Source organism: Pseudomonas sp. BW7P1 (genome assembly GCF_024981055.1).
Taxonomy (GTDB): Bacteria; Pseudomonadota; Gammaproteobacteria; order Pseudomonadales; family Pseudomonadaceae; genus Aquipseudomonas; species Aquipseudomonas bananamidigenes.
In genome coordinates this window covers 2,035,484-2,053,708 of the sequence record NZ_CP103374.1, presented here as the reverse complement: position 1 = coordinate 2,053,708, position 18,225 = coordinate 2,035,484, and the positions used below count along the sequence as shown (strand labels likewise).

18 protein-coding genes are annotated in these 18,225 nt (G+C 60.6%); 15 read left to right on the top strand and 3 right to left on the bottom strand.

All coding sequences use genetic code 11. The features are described from left to right. The first annotated feature begins 4 nt into the window (after positions 1-4). Together NWV16_RS09350 and NWV16_RS09345 are read left to right on the top strand one after the other, a co-directional pair. Positions 5-790, top strand: a complete 786-nt coding sequence (locus tag NWV16_RS09350) for an outer membrane protein OmpK (protein ID WP_260522803.1) — start codon at positions 5-7, stop codon at positions 788-790. Positions 791-1,162: 372 nt separating this feature from the next. After that, the gene (locus NWV16_RS09345) at positions 1,163-1,948 is read left to right on the top strand and encodes an outer membrane protein OmpK (RefSeq protein WP_065258082.1); all 786 of its coding nucleotides are present in this window, start codon (positions 1,163-1,165) and stop codon (positions 1,946-1,948) included. Between the two features lie 130 nt (positions 1,949-2,078). Here the strand turns inward: NWV16_RS09345 and NWV16_RS09340 are convergent, their stop codons facing one another. Next, the gene (locus tag NWV16_RS09340) at positions 2,079-3,251 is read right to left on the bottom strand and encodes a patatin-like phospholipase family protein (protein ID WP_260522802.1); all 1,173 of its coding nucleotides are present in this window, start codon (positions 3,249-3,251) and stop codon (positions 2,079-2,081) included. Positions 3,252-3,286: 35 nt separating this feature from the next. Beyond that, entirely contained in the window at positions 3,287-4,219 is a 933-nt protein-coding gene (locus NWV16_RS09335) for a lipid A biosynthesis lauroyl acyltransferase (RefSeq protein ID WP_065258084.1), read from the bottom strand. A 116-nt stretch (positions 4,220-4,335) separates the two neighbouring features. On the opposite strand from NWV16_RS09335, the gene minC reads away from it, so the two are divergent. The 8 genes from minC to NWV16_RS09295 all read left to right on the top strand — a co-directional run bounded on the left by minC (position 4,336) and on the right by NWV16_RS09295 (position 12,093). Continuing rightward, a complete protein-coding gene (gene minC, locus NWV16_RS09330) occupies positions 4,336-5,073 on the top strand; it encodes a septum site-determining protein MinC (RefSeq protein WP_085732533.1) in 738 nt (245 codons plus the stop codon). Positions 5,074-5,242: 169 nt separating this feature from the next. After that, the gene (gene minD / locus NWV16_RS09325; protein ID WP_065258085.1) at positions 5,243-6,055 is read left to right on the top strand and encodes a septum site-determining protein MinD; all 813 of its coding nucleotides are present in this window, start codon (positions 5,243-5,245) and stop codon (positions 6,053-6,055) included. Then, positions 6,055-6,309 carry a cell division topological specificity factor MinE gene (gene minE, locus NWV16_RS09320; protein WP_260522801.1) on the top strand — a complete coding sequence of 85 codons (255 nt, stop codon included), beginning with the start codon at positions 6,055-6,057 and terminating at the stop codon, positions 6,307-6,309. Before minD ends, minE begins: the two co-directional genes overlap by 1 nt. 91 nt (positions 6,310-6,400) lie before the next feature. Beyond that, complete coding sequence (locus NWV16_RS09315; protein ID WP_065258086.1) at positions 6,401-7,036, top strand: RluA family pseudouridine synthase; 636 nt, start codon at positions 6,401-6,403, stop codon at positions 7,034-7,036. 46 nt (positions 7,037-7,082) lie between these two features. Further along, on the top strand, positions 7,083-8,183 hold the full coding sequence (locus NWV16_RS09310; RefSeq protein ID WP_260522800.1) for a hypothetical protein: 1,101 nt from the start codon (positions 7,083-7,085) through the stop codon (positions 8,181-8,183). Positions 8,184-8,259: 76 nt separating this feature from the next. Continuing rightward, entirely contained in the window at positions 8,260-9,549 is a 1,290-nt protein-coding gene (locus NWV16_RS09305; protein ID WP_260522799.1) for a M18 family aminopeptidase, read from the top strand. A 131-nt stretch (positions 9,550-9,680) separates the two neighbouring features. After that, a complete protein-coding gene (locus tag NWV16_RS09300) occupies positions 9,681-9,857 on the top strand; it encodes a hypothetical protein (RefSeq protein WP_176704422.1) in 177 nt (58 codons plus the stop codon). Positions 9,858-9,933: 76 nt separating this feature from the next. Then, positions 9,934-12,093, top strand: coding sequence for a mechanosensitive ion channel family protein (locus NWV16_RS09295; RefSeq protein ID WP_260522798.1), 2,160 nt, complete (start codon positions 9,934-9,936; stop codon positions 12,091-12,093). A 378-nt stretch (positions 12,094-12,471) separates the two neighbouring features. Here the strand turns inward: NWV16_RS09295 and NWV16_RS09290 are convergent, their stop codons facing one another. Continuing rightward, positions 12,472-13,185: a UTRA domain-containing protein gene (locus NWV16_RS09290; protein ID WP_065261894.1), complete on the bottom strand. Its 714-nt coding sequence runs from the start codon at positions 13,183-13,185 to the stop codon at positions 12,472-12,474. Positions 13,186-13,536: 351 nt separating this feature from the next. Between NWV16_RS09290 and NWV16_RS09285 the strand changes: the two genes are divergently transcribed. The 5 genes from NWV16_RS09285 to NWV16_RS09265 all read left to right on the top strand — a co-directional run bounded on the left by NWV16_RS09285 (position 13,537) and on the right by NWV16_RS09265 (position 18,203). Continuing rightward, a complete protein-coding gene (locus NWV16_RS09285) occupies positions 13,537-14,601 on the top strand; it encodes an ABC transporter substrate-binding protein (RefSeq protein WP_260522797.1) in 1,065 nt (354 codons plus the stop codon). Between the two features lie 180 nt (positions 14,602-14,781). Next, positions 14,782-15,588: an alkaline phosphatase family protein gene (locus NWV16_RS09280; RefSeq protein WP_260522796.1), complete on the top strand. Its 807-nt coding sequence runs from the start codon at positions 14,782-14,784 to the stop codon at positions 15,586-15,588. Between the two features lie 5 nt (positions 15,589-15,593). After that, positions 15,594-16,430: an ABC transporter permease gene (locus NWV16_RS09275; protein WP_176704515.1), complete on the top strand. Its 837-nt coding sequence runs from the start codon at positions 15,594-15,596 to the stop codon at positions 16,428-16,430. After that, positions 16,417-17,217, top strand: a complete 801-nt coding sequence (locus tag NWV16_RS09270; RefSeq protein WP_260522795.1) for an ABC transporter permease — start codon at positions 16,417-16,419, stop codon at positions 17,215-17,217. The genes NWV16_RS09275 and NWV16_RS09270 overlap by 14 nt, the downstream gene beginning before the upstream one ends. Next, positions 17,214-18,203 (top strand): ABC transporter ATP-binding protein, encoded by a 990-nt coding sequence (locus tag NWV16_RS09265; protein ID WP_260522794.1) that lies wholly within the window; start codon positions 17,214-17,216, stop codon positions 18,201-18,203. Before NWV16_RS09270 ends, NWV16_RS09265 begins: the two co-directional genes overlap by 4 nt. The last annotated feature ends 22 nt before the right edge of the window (positions 18,204-18,225 follow it).

The window sequence follows — 18,225 nt, the reverse complement described above, 5'->3', positions numbered from 1 at the left end:
ACAGATGATCCGGACTCAAACCCATGTGTTGTTGAGCGGCGGCCTGCTGGCTGCATCGCAGGCCATGGCCGGCGATTTACTGCTGTGGCAGACCAACAGCCTGAGCTACCTGTACGGCAAGAACTTTGCGATCAACCCGTCGATCCAGCAGACGGTGACATTCGAACACGCCGACAAGTGGAAGTACGGCGACAACTTCCTGTTCGTCGACAAGATCTTCTACAACGGCCAGGAAGACCGCAACAAAGGCCCGCACACCTTCTACGGCGAATTCACCCCGCGCTTCTCATTCGGCAAGATCTTCGACCGCAAACTCGAATTCGGCCCGATCAAGGACGTGCTGTTGGCGATGACCTACGAATACGGCGAAGGCGAGAGCGAGGCCTATCTGATCGGCCCCGGTTTCGACCTTAAAGTGCCGGGCTTCAACTACGTGACCCTGAACATCTTCCGCCGCCAGACCGAAGGCCCGCGCCCTGGCGATGGTGTCTGGCAGATCACTCCGGGCTGGTCCTACAGCTTTGCGCTGGGCAACTCGGACGTACTGATCGACGGCTATCTCGACTGGGTCGTCGACAACGACGAGAACTCACGCGGCACCTATCACGCCAACCTGCACATCAACCCGCAGATCAAATACGACCTGGGCAAAGCCCTCGGCTGGCGTCAGAAGCAACTTTATGTCGGTACCGAATACAGCTACTGGAAGAACAAATACGGCGTCGAAAGCAGCCACAACCTCGACACCAATCAAAACACCGCCAGCCTGCTGGTGAAGGTGCACTTCTAAGATGACCCGCAACCGTGCCGCCTACCTGTCGTCGGTGCTCTGTTGCGGGGCACTTGAGGCCTGGCCGTTGAGTCAGTATTCTCCGCGGCCTTCTGAATTCGGTCTAAAAAAAAGCCCGGATTTAATTCCTGACCGACGGGCCAGCTTATCCCGGCCGCGGTCAGTACCGAGGCGTCCCGAAAACACGCTCAATCGACTGTTTTTCAACAGCCGACGGGCGTTTTTTTGCTTTTCGAAAAGCCTTGGCTCAGCCCTTGCAAACCGCATGAAAGCTGACCGAATGGATATTTTTTGCGGCAACGAAAAAAGGCGCCACACCAGAGCGCCGACTCAAAAAAATAAACGTGGAACACCTACTTTGGGAGCAACCGAATGAAACGTATGAGCACCAGCCTGATGCTTGCGGGAACCATGCTGGCGGGGGGCCAGGCCATGGCCGACGGCCTGCTGCAATGGCAGAACAACAGCCTGACCTACCTGTACGGCAAGGACTTCAAGGTCAACCCGGCCATCCAGCAGACCGTCACCTTCGAGCACGCCGATGCGTGGAAGTACGGCGACAACTTCCTGTTCATCGACAAGATTTTCTACAACGGCAAGCCTGATGGCGGCGTCGGCAACAACACCTACTACGGTGAATTCCAGCCACGCATCTCGCTGGGCAAGGTGCTCGACCAGAAGCTCGAATTCGGCCCGATCAAAGACGTGCTGCTGGCAATGACCTACGAGTTCGGCGAAGGCGACGTCGAGTCCTACCTGATCGGTCCAGGCTTCGATCTGGCCATTCCGGGCTTCGACTACTTCCAGCTGAACTTCTACCAGCGTCACACCGAAGGTTCGCGCCCGGGTGACAACGTCTGGCAGATCACGCCGGTCTGGTCCTACACCATCCCGGTCGGCAATTCGAACGTGCTGATCGACGGTTACATGGACTGGGTGGTCGACAACGACGTCAACAGCAAAGGCGAATACCACGCCAACCTGCACTTCAACCCACAAGTGAAATACGACTTGGGCAAGGCGCTGAATTTCGGCGAGAAGCAGCTGTACGTCGGTGTGGAATACGACTACTGGAAAGACAAGTACGGCATTGACGACACCCGTGCCTTCACCACCAATCAGAACGTGACCAGCTTCCTGGTGAAGTTCCACTTCTGATCTGGCGGCGTCCTCACGGATGCCTTCGCGAGCAAGCTCGCGCCCACAGGGTCATGCGTCGTTCACAGCTGTTGTGTACGCCAAAGAACCTGTGGGAGCTGGCTTGCCAGCGATTGCTGCACCGCAAATTTCAGGCCGGAACCACCGCCTCGCCAATCCCGAGAAACCGGCACAGCTCATCGCGCTTGGCCAGCGCATCACGCCGCCCCAGGTCAATCAATTCGCTGCAGTACCCCGCCTCGAACAGCAAATAACTCAGCACGCCTGCCCCACTGGTTTTGGTCGCTCCCGGCCCGCGCAAGAACAGCCGCAAGGCTGCCGGCAATTCCTGACGATGTCTTGCTGCGATTTCATCGATCGGCTGGCTTGGCGAGATCACCAGCACGTCCACCGGCGCCACGCCCAGCGTGCGTATCGGCGTGCCGTCGGGCATCAGGTGGCTGAACTGGTTCAGACGCTGGAGCAGCTCGATATCGCTTTCCAGGCTGTCAATGAAGGTGCTGTTGAGCATGTGGCCGCCGATCTGCGCCAGTGTCGGCTGTTTTCCCGTATAGGTGCGCTCCAGCGGTTGCGCCGGGTCGAATCCTCGCGGATTGCCACTGACACCCACCACCAGCACCCGGCTCGCCCCCAGGTGCAGAGCCGGGCTGATCGGTGCCGACTGTCGCACCGCGCCATCGCCGAAATATTCCTCGCCGATTTTCACCGGCGCGAACAACAGCGGGATCGCCGAACTGGCGAGCAAGTGCTCCACGGTCAATCGGGTCGGTACGCCAATGCGTCGATGACGCAACCAGGCATCGATGCTGCCACCGCCCTGATAGAAGGTCACGGCCTGCCCCGACTCATAGCCGAATGCGGTCACCGCCACGGCATGCAACTGCTTGCGGGCAATGGATTCGGCGATACCGGGCATGTGCAGTTTTTCATTGAGCAGATGGCGCAGCGGAGAACTGTCGAGCAGGGCCACCGGCAATTGCCGGCCCATGCCCAGCAGACTGTGACTGACGAAACGGCAGGCCTGGCGGATCACCCCCGGCCAGTCGCTGCGCAGCACGCGATGACTGCGAAAGCCTTGCCAGAACAGGGTCAGGCGCTCGATGGCGGCCCGAAAGTCCGTGGCGCCACTGGCGAGGCTGACCGCATTGATCGCCCCGGCCGAGGTACCGACGATCACCGGGAACGGATTGTCCGCGCCCAGGGGCAGCAATTCGGCAATCGCCGCCAGCACCCCCACCTGATACGCCGCCCGAGCCCCGCCGCCGGAAAGAATCAAACCTGTGACCGGTTCAGTTGGGCTCATCGCAACGCTCCGTGGTGCTTATGGGATGGGGTGATTCAACGGCGTTTGGCGTACAGCTTCGGCTCGCCTGGCGGGCGGCTCTTGAAGCGACGATGCGCCCACAGGTATTGCTCGGGGCATTCGCGCAACACGCCTTCCACCCACTGGTTGATGCGGATGCAGTCGGCCTCCTCGGTTTCACCCGGGAAACCTTCCAGCGGCGGATGGATCACCAGACGATAGCCGCTGCCGTCGGCCAGACGCTCCTGAGTGAACGGCACCACCAGCGCCTTGCCCAGCCGGGCGAACTTGCTGGTGGCGGTGACGGTCGCGGCCTGAATGCCGAACAGCGGCACGAAGATGCTTTGCTTGGCACCGTAGTCCTGATCCGGCGCATACCAGATCGCTCGCCCGGAACGCAGCAGCTTGAGCATGCCGCGCACGTCGTCGCGTTCCACCGCCAGCGAGTCGAGATTGTGCCGCTCGCGGCCCTGACGCTGGATGAAATCGAACAGCGGGTTTTTGTGTTCGCGGTACATGCCATCGATGGTGTGCTGCTGACCGAGCAAAGCCGCGCCGATTTCCAGGGTAGTGAAATGCACCGCCATCAGAATCACGCCCGTGCCTTCGCGCTGGGCCTTTTGCAGATGCTCCAGGCCTTCGACGTGGGCCAGTTTCGCCAGACGCTGGCGCGACCACCACCAGCTCATCGCCATTTCAAAGAACGCAATGCCGGTGGAGGCGAAGTTTTCCTTGAGCAGACGCTTGCGTTCGGCAGCAGACTTTTCCGGGAAACACAGTTCCAGATTGCGCTTGGCGATACGCCGCCGGTCGCTGGCGAAGCGATACATCACGGCACCCAGAAAACGACCGATGGCCAGCAATGCCGGATAGGGCAACTGCACCGTCAGCCACAACAGCCCCAGACCGCACCAGAGCGGCCAGAAGCGTGGAGCGAGAAATGCTCTTCGAAAACGCGGGCGATCCATTAAAGCTTCCGTAAATAAGTGGCCGCGCATTCTACATCGTTCGGCCCGGCTTGCGGCTCGCGGGCGTTCTCGTTATAAGTCTCGGCACTTTTAGTGACAAGCCGTTGTATGCCGACATGAGCCAAACCGAATCGCCAGACCAAGATCCCGTGTTCCAGCTGAAGGGCAGCATGCTTGCCATTACGGTGCTGGAACTGTCCCGCAACGACCTGGACAGCCTCGATCGGCAATTGGCCGCCAAAGTCGCCCAGGCACCGAACTTCTTCAGCAACGCACCGCTGGTCCTGGCCCTGGACAAACTGCCGCCGAGCGAAGGCGCCGTCGACTTGCCGGGCCTGATGCGCGTGTGCCGCCAGCACGGCTTGCGTACGCTGGCGATCCGCGCCAGCCGCATCGAAGACATCGCCGCCGCCATCGCCATCGATATCCCGGTGCTGCCGCCTTCCGGTGCCCGTGAACGTCCGCTCGAAACCGCTGAACCCGTTGCACCAAAGAAGCCGGAAAAGCCGCCGGAGCCGACCGTCAAACCGACCCGTGTCATTACCACGCCAGTACGTGGTGGCCAACAGATCTACGCGCAGGGTGGCGATCTGGTGGTGGTGTCCTCGGTCAGCCCGGGGGCGGAACTTCTCGCCGATGGCAATATCCATGTATACGGCCCGATGCGCGGTCGAGCGCTGGCCGGGGTCAAGGGCGACACCAAGGCGCGGATTTTCTGTCAGCAATTGAGCGCTGAACTGATCTCCATCGCAGGCCATTACAAGGTTTCCGAAGACCTGCGTCGCGATCCGATGTGGGGTTCGGGCGTACAGGTCAGCCTGTCGGGCGACGTGTTGAACATCATTCGGCTTTAACGGATACTGCCGCATTTTCCAAGCATCTCTAAAACGTAGCGAAAACGGCTCAAACGAAGTAGGAAAAAGGCCAAAAGCCGGATTCCAGCCAAGGCTGTCCGACTGCAGTAGTTTTCAAGAGATGTTTTTCAGGGGCTGAACAGTCCTTCTTCCTTAGGGGTGAAACACCTTGGCCAAGATTCTCGTGGTTACATCCGGCAAGGGTGGTGTGGGTAAGACCACCACCAGCGCCGCTATCGGTACCGGCCTCGCACTGCGCGGCCACAAAACAGTGATCGTCGATTTCGACGTGGGCTTGCGTAACCTCGACCTGATCATGGGTTGCGAGCGCCGCGTGGTGTATGACTTCGTCAACGTGGTCAACGGCGAAGCCAACCTGCAACAGGCCCTGATCAAAGACAAGCGCCTGGAAAACCTCTACGTGCTGGCTGCCAGCCAGACCCGCGACAAGGACGCGCTGACCCAGGAAGGCGTGGAAAAAGTCCTGATGGAGCTCAAGGAGCAATTCGACTTCGTCGTCTGCGACTCCCCGGCGGGCATCGAGAAAGGCGCGCACCTGGCCATGTACTTCGCTGACGAAGCGATCGTCGTGACCAACCCTGAAGTGTCCTCGGTACGTGACTCCGACCGCATGCTCGGCCTGCTGGCCAGCAAGTCCCGTCGCGCCGAAAAAGGCGAAGAGCCGATTCAGGAACACCTGCTGATCACCCGCTACCACCCGGAGCGCGTCGAAAAAGGCGAAATGCTCGGCGTCGAAGACGTCAAGGAAATCCTCGCCGTGCGCCTGCTGGGTGTCATTCCGGAATCCCAGGCCGTGCTCAAGGCCTCCAACCAGGGCGTCCCGGTCATCCTCGACGACCAGAGCGACGCCGGCCAGGCCTACAGCGATACCGTTGATCGCCTGCTGGGCAAGGAAAAAGAACACCGGTTCCTGAATGTCGAGAAGAAGGGATTCTTCGAGCGTCTGTTTGGAGGTAGGTAATGAACCTTTTTGACTTCTTTCGTGCCAACAAAAAGCCAAGTACCGCCTCGGTCGCGAAAGAGCGTCTACAGATCATCGTGGCGCATGAACGCGGCCAGCGCAGCACCCCTGACTACCTGCCATCCCTGCAAAAGGAACTGGTGGAAGTGATCCGCAAATACGTCAACATCGGCAACGACGACGTACACGTGGCGCTGGAAAACCAGGGCAGCTGCTCGATTCTGGAACTCAACATCACCCTTCCCGATCGCTGAGTCGATCCGGCAGGAACGACGGCGGCTCAGGGCCCTTCCGACACCGGAGGGGCCCTGAGCCGCCGTTGGCATTTGTTACGAGGCTGTTTTAATGCCGTTGTCCAACGTCCAAATCATCTATCAGGACGCCGCCTTGCTGGTGGTGAACAAACCGACCCTGTTGCTCTCGGTGCCCGGCCGGGCCGACGACAACAAGGACTGCCTGATCACCCGCCTGCAGGAAAACGGCTACCCGGAGGCACGCATCGTCCATCGTCTGGACTGGGAAACCTCCGGCATCATTCTGCTGGCCCGCGACGCCGACACCCACCGCGAACTGTCGCGCCAGTTTCACGACCGCGAAACCGAAAAGGCCTATACCGCCCTGGCCTGGGGTCAGCCGGAACTGGACAGCGGCAGCATCGATCTGCCATTGCGCTACGACCCGCCGACCAAGCCGCGACACGTCGTCGACCACGAACTGGGCAAACACGCCCTGACCTTCTGGCGCGTGCTGGAACGTTGCGGCGACTGGTGCCGCGTCGAGCTGACGCCGATCACCGGCCGTTCGCACCAGTTGCGCGTACACATGCTGTCCATCGGTCATCCGCTGCTCGGTGACGGCCTCTACGCTCACGAGCAGGCCCTGGCCGCCTGGCCGCGTCTGTGCCTGCACGCCAGCATGCTCAGTTTCACCCACCCACAGTCCGGCGAACGCTTGCGCTTCGAATGCCCGGCTCCGTTTTAAGCACTGCCTGACCGGCAGTCGCCTGTTTTAAAGGATTTTGTTCCGGATGAGTTGTACTGATTCCCTGGCAACACCCGTCAAGAAGACCCGTCACCAACTGCTTTACCTGATCTACGGCAACAAGGATGTTTACAGGCGCGAAGCCAAATTCAGCATCCTGACCGCCCTCTCCCAGGCAAAAACCGGCAAACGCCCGGCCATCAGGGTTCTCACTGATCGGCCGCAGGACTACGAAGGCTGGCCAGTCGATACCGTGCTGCTCGACGAACCGACGCTGACTCGCTGGCAGGGCGACCACGGCTATCACCACCGACGCAAGGCCTGCGCCATCGCCGCCGGCCTGCAACTGGCCGAAAAGACCTTGTTCGTCGATACCGACACCCTGTTCACCAGTGACCCTAACCGCCTGTTCCCGCACATTACTGCCGGGCAGTCGGTGATGGATCGTTTCGAATACGACTGGAAAGATGTCTTCGAGCGCGATAACTACCTGAAGCTCGGTCGCGATCTCGGCGCCCATGGCGTCACCCCGGCAAACGGCTTCAAGCTCTACAACAGCGGGCTGTGCGGTGTGACCGACAGCGACGGCGCGTTGTTCGAGGAGTCGATCCGCCTGATCGACGAATGGACAGCCGACGGTTTCGAGATCCATACCATCGAACAGATCGCCCTGTCGTTCGCCATGCGTAATCGACCAGTGCTCGAGGCCCGCAGGTACATTTATCACTACTTCGCGGAAAAGCGTTTTTTTCATGCGATGCAGGCCTTCTTCTTCGCCCAGCACGGTGAAAAGTTCAGCCAGCGGCTGGTAGATCTGTGCAAGGACGTGCCGCGGGTCAAACCGTTCCCGTCCGCTTGGCAGCGTCTGAAAATCAAATGGAAGCTGCGTAATCAGAAAGGCACGATGCGTAAGGTCGGTCGTGATCTGCTGTACGGCAGCGCCGCACCGGATCATCCGTACTACAGTGCCTGTCGCCATGAATGGTGGGAATGTGCCTCACGGGAAATTCTGCGCTGGGACGAAAAACGTCAGAAAAAGCTCCTGAACCAGAGCCGCTGGCCACAACAGCTGCCTCGCCCGGAAAAGCCCGAAGACGAAAAAGTCATCATGACCTATCTGAAAAAACGGGTGGCCGCCGCTCGTTGACGCGAGCGGCACATGTCATGTCCCAAGCATCAGGCCGATGCGTTAAACTCCCGCCCATCGCTGTCTGGAGCTTCTTATGCGCGAAGAGTTGAACCAAGGCCTGATCGACTTCCTCAAGGCCTCCCCTGCCCCGTTCCACGCCACCGCCAGCCTTGTTCAACGCCTGGAGGCCGCCGGTTATGTGCGCCTCGACGAACGCGAGACCTGGCACACCGAAGCCAATGGCCGTTACTACGTCACCCGTAACGACTCCTCGATCATCGCGATCAAGATGGGCCGCAACGCTCCGCTGCACGACGGCATTCGCCTGGTCGGCGCCCACACCGACAGCCCGTGCCTGCGGGTCAAGCCGCAACCGGAATTGCAGCGCCAGGGCTTCTGGCAACTGGGCGTAGAAGTCTACGGCGGCGCGCTACTGGCGCCGTGGTTCGACCGCGACCTGTCGCTGGCCGGCCGGGTCACTTTCCGTCGCGACGGCAAGGTCGAGAGCCAGTTGATCGACTTCAAGGCCCCGATCGCCATCATTCCCAACCTGGCGATCCACCTCAACCGTGAAGCCAACCAGGGCTGGGCGATCAACGCCCAGACCGAACTGCCGCCGATTCTCGCGCAGTTCGCAGGTGACGAGCGCGTGGACTTCCGCGCCGTGCTCACCGATCAACTGGCCCGAGAACACGGTCTCAACGCCGACGTGGTGCTCGATTACGAGCTGAGTTTCTACGACACCCAAAGCGCTGCGGTCATCGGCCTGCACGGTGATTTCATCGCCGGTGCCCGACTCGACAACCTGCTGTCGTGCTACGCCGGCCTGCAAGCCCTGCTGACCGCCGACACCGAAGAAACCTGCGTGCTGGTGTGCAACGATCATGAAGAAGTCGGTTCCTGCTCGGCTTGCGGCGCCGACGGCCCGATGCTGGAACAGACTCTGCGTCGTCTGCTGCCCGAAGGTGACGAGTTCGTCCGCACCATTCAGAAATCCCTGCTGGTCTCGGCCGACAATGCCCATGGCGTACACCCGAACTATGCCGAAAAGCACGACGCCAACCACGGCCCGAAACTCAACGCCGGCCCGGTGATCAAGGTCAACAGCAACCAGCGCTACGCCACCAACAGTGAAACCGCCGGTTTCTTCCGCCACCTGTGCATGGCCGAAGAAGTGCCGGTGCAAAGCTTCGTGGTGCGCAGCGACATGGGCTGCGGCTCGACCATCGGCCCGATCACCGCCAGCCACCTCGGCGTACGCACCGTCGACATCGGCCTGCCAACGTTCGCCATGCACTCGATCCGCGAACTGTGCGGCAGCCATGACCTGGCGCATCTGGTGAAAGTGCTGAGCGCGTTCTACGCCAGTCGCGAATTGCCGTAGAAAAACGGGGATCGCCGCTTGCCTGCCGCGATCCCCTGTCCTGCGAAACCCGTTCATTTCTGATACACATCAGCACCGTCCGGCAGAATCCCGCCTAGACTTGAATCATCCCCTTCGACAAGGCTGTCGCCATGATCTCGATGTCTGCGTTCCACGCCATGCTCATTCCGATCCTGTCCGGAATGATTCTGCTGGCGATCGGCTTCAACTTCCGCGACAAGAACGCCGGTGTGCTCGCCATGTGGGTCGGAATGCTGATGATCCTGGCCACCGTGGTCTACAAGATCCTCGCCAAACTCAACGAATAAATCCGTGCCCGGCTCGCATTGATCCGGGCGGCCTCGTACACTCGCCCGATCCGCCCCTTGCGAGGTTGACCGCCTAGTGTTCGCTCGTTTTTTTGCCCTGCCCTGCCTCTTTCTTGTCTGCCTGATGACGTTGCTGCCGCTGGCGCCTGCCCACGCGGTGAGCCTGCCCGGTCTGCTCAATGGCTCGAACAAGACGCAACCGGAGGCCCAGGAACCGCTCGGCCAATCCCTCGACGAAGTCATCAAGTCGCTGGAGAACGATCAGCAACGCGCCCAGTTGCTGATCGACCTGAAAAAACTGCGCGACGCCACGAAAAAGGCCCAGGCCACCCCGGAAGAAGGTGTACTGGGCCTGATCGGCGGCACCCTGGCCAATTTCGAAAAGCAGTTCACCGGCAGCGACAGCCCGCTCAATCGCTGGTCCACCGAGTTTGAACTGGCCAAGGACGAACTGTCCGCCCTGATGATGCCGGCCAGCGAATGGCTGCCGATCATCTTCGGCTTCGCCATGATCCTGATGGTCTGGAGCCTGCTGGCCGCCGCGCTGATCTGGCTCGGCCACCGGGTGCGCATGCGCTTCGGCCTGACCGAAGAACTGCCGCAACATCCCCGGGCCCTCGACATGCTGCGTTTTGCTCTGCGCAAGCTCGGGCCGTGGATGATCGCCCTGGTCATCACTGTCTACATGAGCTACGCGCTGCCATCGTCCCTGGGTAAAAGCCTGGCGATGGTGCTGGCCTACGCGCTGGTGGTCGGCACCTGTTTCTCGGCGATCTGCGTGATTGCCTTTTCCTTGCTCGACGGCCCGCACCGCCACCGTGCGCTGTATATCCTGCGTCACCAGGCTTTCCGTCCGCTGTGGCTGATCGGCAGCTTCGCCGCGTTCGGTGAGGCATTGAGCGATCCGCGCCTGGTGGCCGGTCTGGGCGCACACCTGGCCCACACCGCCGCCACCGTCACCAATGTGCTGGCGGCGTTTTTGACGGGCCTGTTCATCCTGCGCTTCCGCCGCCCCATCGCCCACCTGATCCGCAACCAGCCGCTGTCCCGTCGCCTGACCCGCCGCGCCCTGAGCGACACCATCGAAATCCTCGGCACCTTCTGGTACGTACCGGCGCTGGTGCTGGTGGGCATTTCCCTGTTCGCCACGTTCGTCTCCGCCGGCGACACCAGCACGGCATTGCGCCAGTCGCTGATCTGCACCGTACTGCTGGTGTTGTGCATGGTGATCAACGGCCTTGTCCGTCGCCATGCCCTCAAGCCTCAGCACGGGCCGAAACGTCATGCGTTGTACTCCGAACGCCTGAAGAGCTTCTTCTACACCCTCGCGCATCTGCTGGTGTGGCTGGCCTTCATCGAACTCGGCCTGCGGGTCTGGGGCCTTTCGCTGATCGGCTTCACCGAAGGCGAAGGCCACGACATCAGCGTCAAACTGTTCAGCCTGATCGGCACGCTGATCTTCGCCTGGCTGATCTGGATCCTCAGCGACACCGCCGTCCACCACGCCCTCACCCGCTCGCGCAAAGGACTGGCCAACGCCCGCGCGCAAACGATGATGCCGCTGATCCGCAACGTGCTGTTCGTGGCGATCTTCATCATCGCCCTGATCGTCGCCCTGGCAAACATGGGCATGAACGTCACGCCTCTGCTGGCCGGTGCCGGCGTGATCGGCCTGGCGATCGGTTTCGGCGCCCAGTCGCTGGTGGCCGACCTGATCACCGGCCTGTTCATCATCATCGAAGACTCCCTGGCCATCGACGACTACGTCGACGTCGGTGGGCACCTGGGCACCGTCGAAGGCCTGACCATCCGCACCGTTCGCCTGCGGGACATCGACGGCATCGTCCACACCATCCCGTTCAGCGAAATCAAAAGCATCAAGAACTACTCCCGGGAATTCGGCTACGCGATCTTCCGCGTGGCCGTGCCCTTCAACATGAACATCGACGACGCGATCAAACTGATGCGCGACGTCGGCCAGAAAATGCGCACCGACCCGCTACAGCGCCGCAACATCTGGTCGCCACTGGAGATTCAGGGCGTGGAAAGTTTTGAATCCGGCAACGCAATATTGCGCGCCCGGTTCAAGACCGCACCGATCAAACAGTGGGAGGTTTCGCGGGCGTTCAATTTGTCGCTGAAACGGCATCTGGATGAGGCAGGACTGGATCTGGCGACGCCGAGGATGAATGTGCAGGTGATTACCGCAGGCGGTGGTGGCCAAACTCAGGAGTAACCAAACCTCCACGCCCCCCCACTCAAAACGATGAGCGTTAGCTCGAGTACCGCTTTTGACGTGCGGCCCCATCGGCAGGCTGAGTGGAGGGATTCATCCGGGGGGTGGCGCGCAGCGCCGTTTGGCGAAGCCAAACACATCGAGAGGAGGTGCAGCGAAGCAAACCGGAGGCGATGCCCCCGGATGAATTCCGGAGCGAAGGAACCCCGAGCCTCAGCGAGGGGCCGAACGCAGGGGCCCAGCCTTTTGGTTACTTTTTGGCGTTTGAAAAAGTGACCCGCTGTAAGAGCGGAACCGCCAGCCGCAGCACCCGAAGAAACGGATATTCACCCAAAACAACCCAAAACCTGGCCGGCCCAAAGGCCGCCAAGGTCAAGGTCAAACAACGTCAACCCCAACGTGAATCGCATCATGCCGCCAAAACTCCAGATCACAATCAATCAACCGCCCCGACTGATCATAATTGACCCGCGCAATCCGTAACCCCGGACTCCCCACCGACACCCGTAAAGCCGCCGCCGCATCCACCGACAACGAGGTCGGCACAATCTCGAACCGCACCCGCCCATAGTGCAAATCGTAATGCCGCGCATACAGCTCGGTGATCGACTGATTCAGATCGAAATCCAGAATCCCCGGGAAATACTGCGGATTCAGATAATGCTCCACATACAGCACCAGCCGCCCGTCGATCCGTCGCGACCGGCAGATCTGAATCACGCTCGACAGCGCCGGCAACTGCAACCACGCACACACCGCCGCCGACGCCGGTTGCAGTCGCGCAGAAATGACCTCGGTCGACGGCACCCGCCCCTGCGCACTGACCATCGCGTGAAAGTGACTGCGTTGCATCAGGTTGTAAGCCAGACGCGGCGGCGACACGAACCAGCCCCGACGTTCCTCGCGGTAAATCTGGCCTTGCGCCTCCAGTTGCAACAAGGCTTCCCGCACCGTGATCCGGGTCGTGCCGAACAACTCGCTGAGCTTGCGCTCGGCCGGCAGCTTGCTCCCCGCCGCGAGCAGACCATGACCGATCTGTTCCTGAAGGATCTGGCCAATGGCTGTCACCGCTTTTGTTGCCTCATCGCGCATCAATGTTACCTATCTGGACTAGACCAGCACTGTTTCGGGGCAAAACCGCACGACTATTGCGCCGTTCGGTCGTGTTGCAAGCCTAGGCAGTGCAGATGACCGGGAGATGACAAAACCACCGAACGGTCGCCCTGACAACTTGCAATACATCGGCCAGGTCCCTTGCCAGCCGGGACTTTAAGGGTGGTCTACGCTTACCGGGCAGCCGCCGGTACCGGCGAAAAAAATCGCTGGCCAGGCATTCGCCGACATCAAAGTGTCATCCAGCCCCCCTACATTGGCTCAGGTATTGCTGACCTAGACCAACACACACCGCAATCGCAGCGTTGAACACGACCAAGGAGCTTCGGAATGAAACAGCTTTTCCTGGCAACACTGTTAGGCTCGACCATTGCCCTGTGCACCGCCGCCATGGCGGCTGACGATCTGAAAACCCTCGAAGCCGCAGCGAAAGCGGAAGGCGCCGTCAACAGCGTCGGCATGCCCGACGACTGGGCCAACTGGAAAGGCACCTGGAAAGACCTGGCCAAGACCTACGGCCTGAAACACATCGACACCGACATGAGTTCGGCCCAGGAAATCGCCAAGTTCGCCGCCGAGAAAGACAACGCCACCGCCGACATCGGCGACGTCGGCGCCGCTTTCGGCCCAATCGCTGTCAAGCAAGGCGTGGTGCAACCGTACAAGCCGACCACCTGGGATCAGGTTCCGGCCTGGGCCAAGGACAAGGACGGCAACTGGGCGCTGGCCTACACCGGCACCATTGCGTTCATCGTCAACAAGAAGCTGCTGCACGGTTCCGAAGTACCGAAAAGTTGGGCGGACCTCAAGGGCGGCAAATACAAGGTCTCCATCGGTGACGTGAGCACCGCGGCCCAGGCGGCCAACGGTGTACTCGCGGCAGCGCTGGCCAACGGCGGCGACGAGAAAAACATCCAGCCTGCCCTGCTGTACTTCGCAGACATCGCCAAGCAAGGTCGCCTGTCGCTGGCCAACCCGACCATCGCCACCATGGAAAAAGGCGAGGTCGAAGTCGGCGTGGTCTGGGACTTCAACGGTCTGAGCTACAAGGCCAAGATGGCCAACCCGGATGACTACGTGGTGCTGATCCCGTCCGACGGCTCGGTGATTTCCGGCTACACCACCATCATCAACAAATACGCGAAGAACCCGAACGCCGCCAAGCTGACCCGCGAATACATCTTCAGCGACGCCGGCCAGACCAACCTCGCCCGTGGCAACGCCCGTCCGATCCGCGCCGAGCACCTGACCCTGCCGGAAGACGTGAAAGCCAAGCTGTTGCCGAACGAGCAGTACAAGAAGGTCACGCCGATCAAGGACGCCGATGCGTGGGAAAAAACCTCCAAGGCTCTGCCGCAGAAGTGGCAGGAAGAAGTGATCATCAACATGCAGTAATGCGGTAGCCCCCTCTGTGTGATTTGTTGGAGATCCAGATGTGGGAGCGAGCCTGCTCGCGAATGCGCCGTCTCAGTCAACATCCTTGTTGAGTGAACAACCGCCTTCGCGAGCAGGCTCGCTCCCACACGGGATTGAGTTGATTTCGAGCTGTTTGAATTCGCGGAGTTTTTGCCCCCCATGAAGCACACCGTCATCCTTGTCGTGCTCGACGGCCTCAATTACGAAGTCGCGCGTCACGCCATGGGGCATCTGCAGGCTTACGTTGGCGCAGGACGCGCCGCGCTCTATCAATTGGAGTGCGAGCTGCCGGCCCTGTCCCGACCCCTTTACGAATGCATCCTCACCGGCGTGCCGCCCATCGACAGCGGCATCGTCCACAACAACGTCTCGCGCCTGTCCAACCAGCGCAGCATCTATCACTACGCCCGCGATGCCGGTCTGAAAACCGCCGCGGCGGCGTACCACTGGGTCAGCGAGCTGTACAACCGCTCGCCGTTCGTGGCTGCCAGGGATCGTCACACCGACGACCCGATGCTACCGATCCAGCATGGTCACTTTTACTGGAACGATCACTATCCGGACTCGCACCTGTTCGCCGACGCCGAGAACCTGCGTCTGCGCCACGCTCCGGACTTTCTGCTGATCCATCCGATGAACATCGACGACGCCGGCCACAAGCACGGCCTCGACACTCCGCAATACCGCAACAGCGCGCGCAGCGCCGACATCATCCTCGCCGACTACCTGCAAGGCTGGCTCGACGCCGGTTGTCAGGTGCTGGTAACCGCTGACCACGGCATGAACAGCGACCGCTCGCACAACGGCCTGCTGCCGGAAGAACGCCAGGTACCGCTGTTCGTACTCGGCGACGCCTTCAGCCTGAACGCCGACGCCACACCGAAGCAGACCGATCTTTGCGGCACGGTCTGCGAATTGCTTGGCGTGCCCCACGACAAACCTGTGTGCCGGGAGTTGCTCAAGTGAACGCCATGACTCGCGGCAAATGGCTGGCGGCCCTGTGTCTGGTGCCGTTCGCCTTGTTCTTTATCGTGTTCGAAATCGCCCCGCTGATCTGGGTGATGATCAACAGCCTGCAATCGGAGGAGTTCGGCTGGGGCTTCGCCAACTTCAGCAAAATCTTCAATTCGAAGTTCTATCTGCAGGCAATCCAGTACAGCCTTGAAATCAGTTTCTGGTCGAGTGTGTTCGGCATCATCATCGCCGTGCTCGGTGCTTACTCCCTGCGCAGGGTGGATTCGAAGCTGCGCAACTTCGTCAACGCCTTCGCCAACATGACCAGCAACTTCGCCGGCGTGCCCCTGGCCTTCGCGTTCATCATCCTGCTCGGCTTCAACGGCAGCATCACCATCATGCTGAAGCAGGCCGGGATCATCCAGGACTTCAACCTGTACTCGAAAACCGGATTGATCATCCTCTACACCTACTTCCAGATTCCTCTGGGCGTTCTGCTGCTGTACCCGGCGTTCGACGCGCTGCGTGAAGACTGGCGCGAATCCGCCGCACTGCTCGGCGCTGACGGCTGGCAGTTCTGGCGTCACATCGGCCTGCCGGTGCTGACCCCGGCCCTGCTCGGCACCTTCGTGATCCTGCTGGCCAACGCCCTCGGCGCCTACGCCACGGTGTATGCGCTGACCACCGGCAACTTCAACGTACTGCCGATCCGGATTGCGGCGATGGTCTCCGGTGACATTTCCCTGGACCCGAACATGGCCAGTGCCCTGGCCGTGGTGCTGGTGGCGCTGATGACCCTGGTGACCGTCGTGCATCAACTGCTGCTGAAGAGGAGCTACCATGTCTCGCGCTGAATCCGGCCCGGCCGGCGTCTACCACCGCGTCGTGGTCTACCTGCTGTTCGCCATTCTGCTGCTGCCGCTGCTGGGCACGCTGATCTATTCGATCGCCAGCACTTGGTCGGCCACCGTGCTGCCCAGCGGCTTCACCTTCAAGTGGTACATCCAGTTGTGGAGCGATCCACGTTTCCTGCACGCCTTCGGTCAGTCGCTGCTGGTGTGCGTCGGTGCGCTGATCCTTTCGGTGGTGCTGATCCTGCCGCTGCTGTTCGTGGTGCATTACCACTTCCCGAAACTCGATGCGCTGATGAACATCCTGATCCTGCTGCCCTTCGCGGTGCCGCCGGTGGTGTCGTCGGTGGGGCTGTTGCAGCTCTATGGTTCCGGGCCGCTCGCGATGGTCGGCACGCCGTGGATCCTGATCGGTTGCTACTTCACCGTGGCGCTGCCGTTCATGTACCGGGCCATCACCAACAACCTGCAGGCGATCAACCTGCGTGACCTGATGGACGCCGCCCAACTGCTCGGTGCCAGTACCTTTCAGGCTGCGTTTCTGGTGGTACTGCCGAATCTTCGCAAAGGCCTGATGGTCGCATTGCTGCTGTCGTTCTCGTTCCTGTTCGGTGAATTCGTGTTCGCCAACATTCTGGTCGGCACCCGCTACGAAACCCTGCAGGTCTACCTCAACAACATGCGCAACAGCAGCGGCCACTTCACCAGCGCACTGGTGATTTCCTACTTCTTTTTTGTGCTGGTCCTGACCTGGGTCGCCAACATCTTGAACAAGGACAAAAGCGAATGAGCTATGTCAGCGTCCAACACCTTCAGAAAAACTACGCCGGCACCACGGTGTTCAGCGACATCAACTGCGAAATCCGGAAAGGTGAGTTCGTCACCCTGCTCGGCCCCTCCGGTTGTGGCAAATCCACCCTGCTGCGCTGCATCGCCGGCCTGACACCGGTGGATGGCGGCAAGATTCTGCTCGATGGCGTCGACATCGTGCCGCTGACGCCACAGAAACGCGGAATCGGCATGGTGTTCCAGAGCTATGCACTGTTCCCCAACATGACCGTGGAGCAGAACGTCGCCTTTGGCCTGCGCATGCAGAAGGTCAATCCGGACGACAGCCACAAGCGTGTCACCGAGGCGCTGAAACTGGTGGAACTCAACGACTTCGCCAGTCGTTATCCGCACCAACTTTCCGGTGGTCAGTGCCAGCGTGTCGCCCTCGCCCGCTCGTTGGTCACCCGTCCGCGTCTGTTGTTGCTGGATGAACCGCTGTCAGCCCTTGATGCGCGGATTCGCAAGCATCTGCGCGAGCAGATCCGTCAGATCCAGCGCGAACTGGGTCTGACCACCATCTTCGTCACACACGATCAGGAAGAAGCCCTGACCATGTCTGACCGGATTTTCCTGATGAATCAGGGAAAGATCGTACAAAGCGGCGATGCCGAAACCCTGTACACCGCCCCAGTCGATGTATTCGCCGCCGGTTTCATCGGCAACTACAACCTGCTGGACGCCGAGAGTGCAACGAAGCTGTTGCAGCGACCGATCAACCACCGCGTTGCGATTCGCCCGGAAGCCATCGAACTGAGCCTGAACGGCGAGCTCGATGCACAGATCCGCAGCCACAGCCTGCTGGGCAACGTGATTCGCTATCGCGTCGAAGCCAGGGGTGTGGAGCTGGTAGTGGATGTGCTCAACCGGTCGGCAGCGGATCTACACCCCGACGGTCGGCGCCTGGCGCTTTCCATCGATCCGGCTGCCCTGTGTGAGGTAGCCTGATGACTTTGCTGACGTTGAAGAG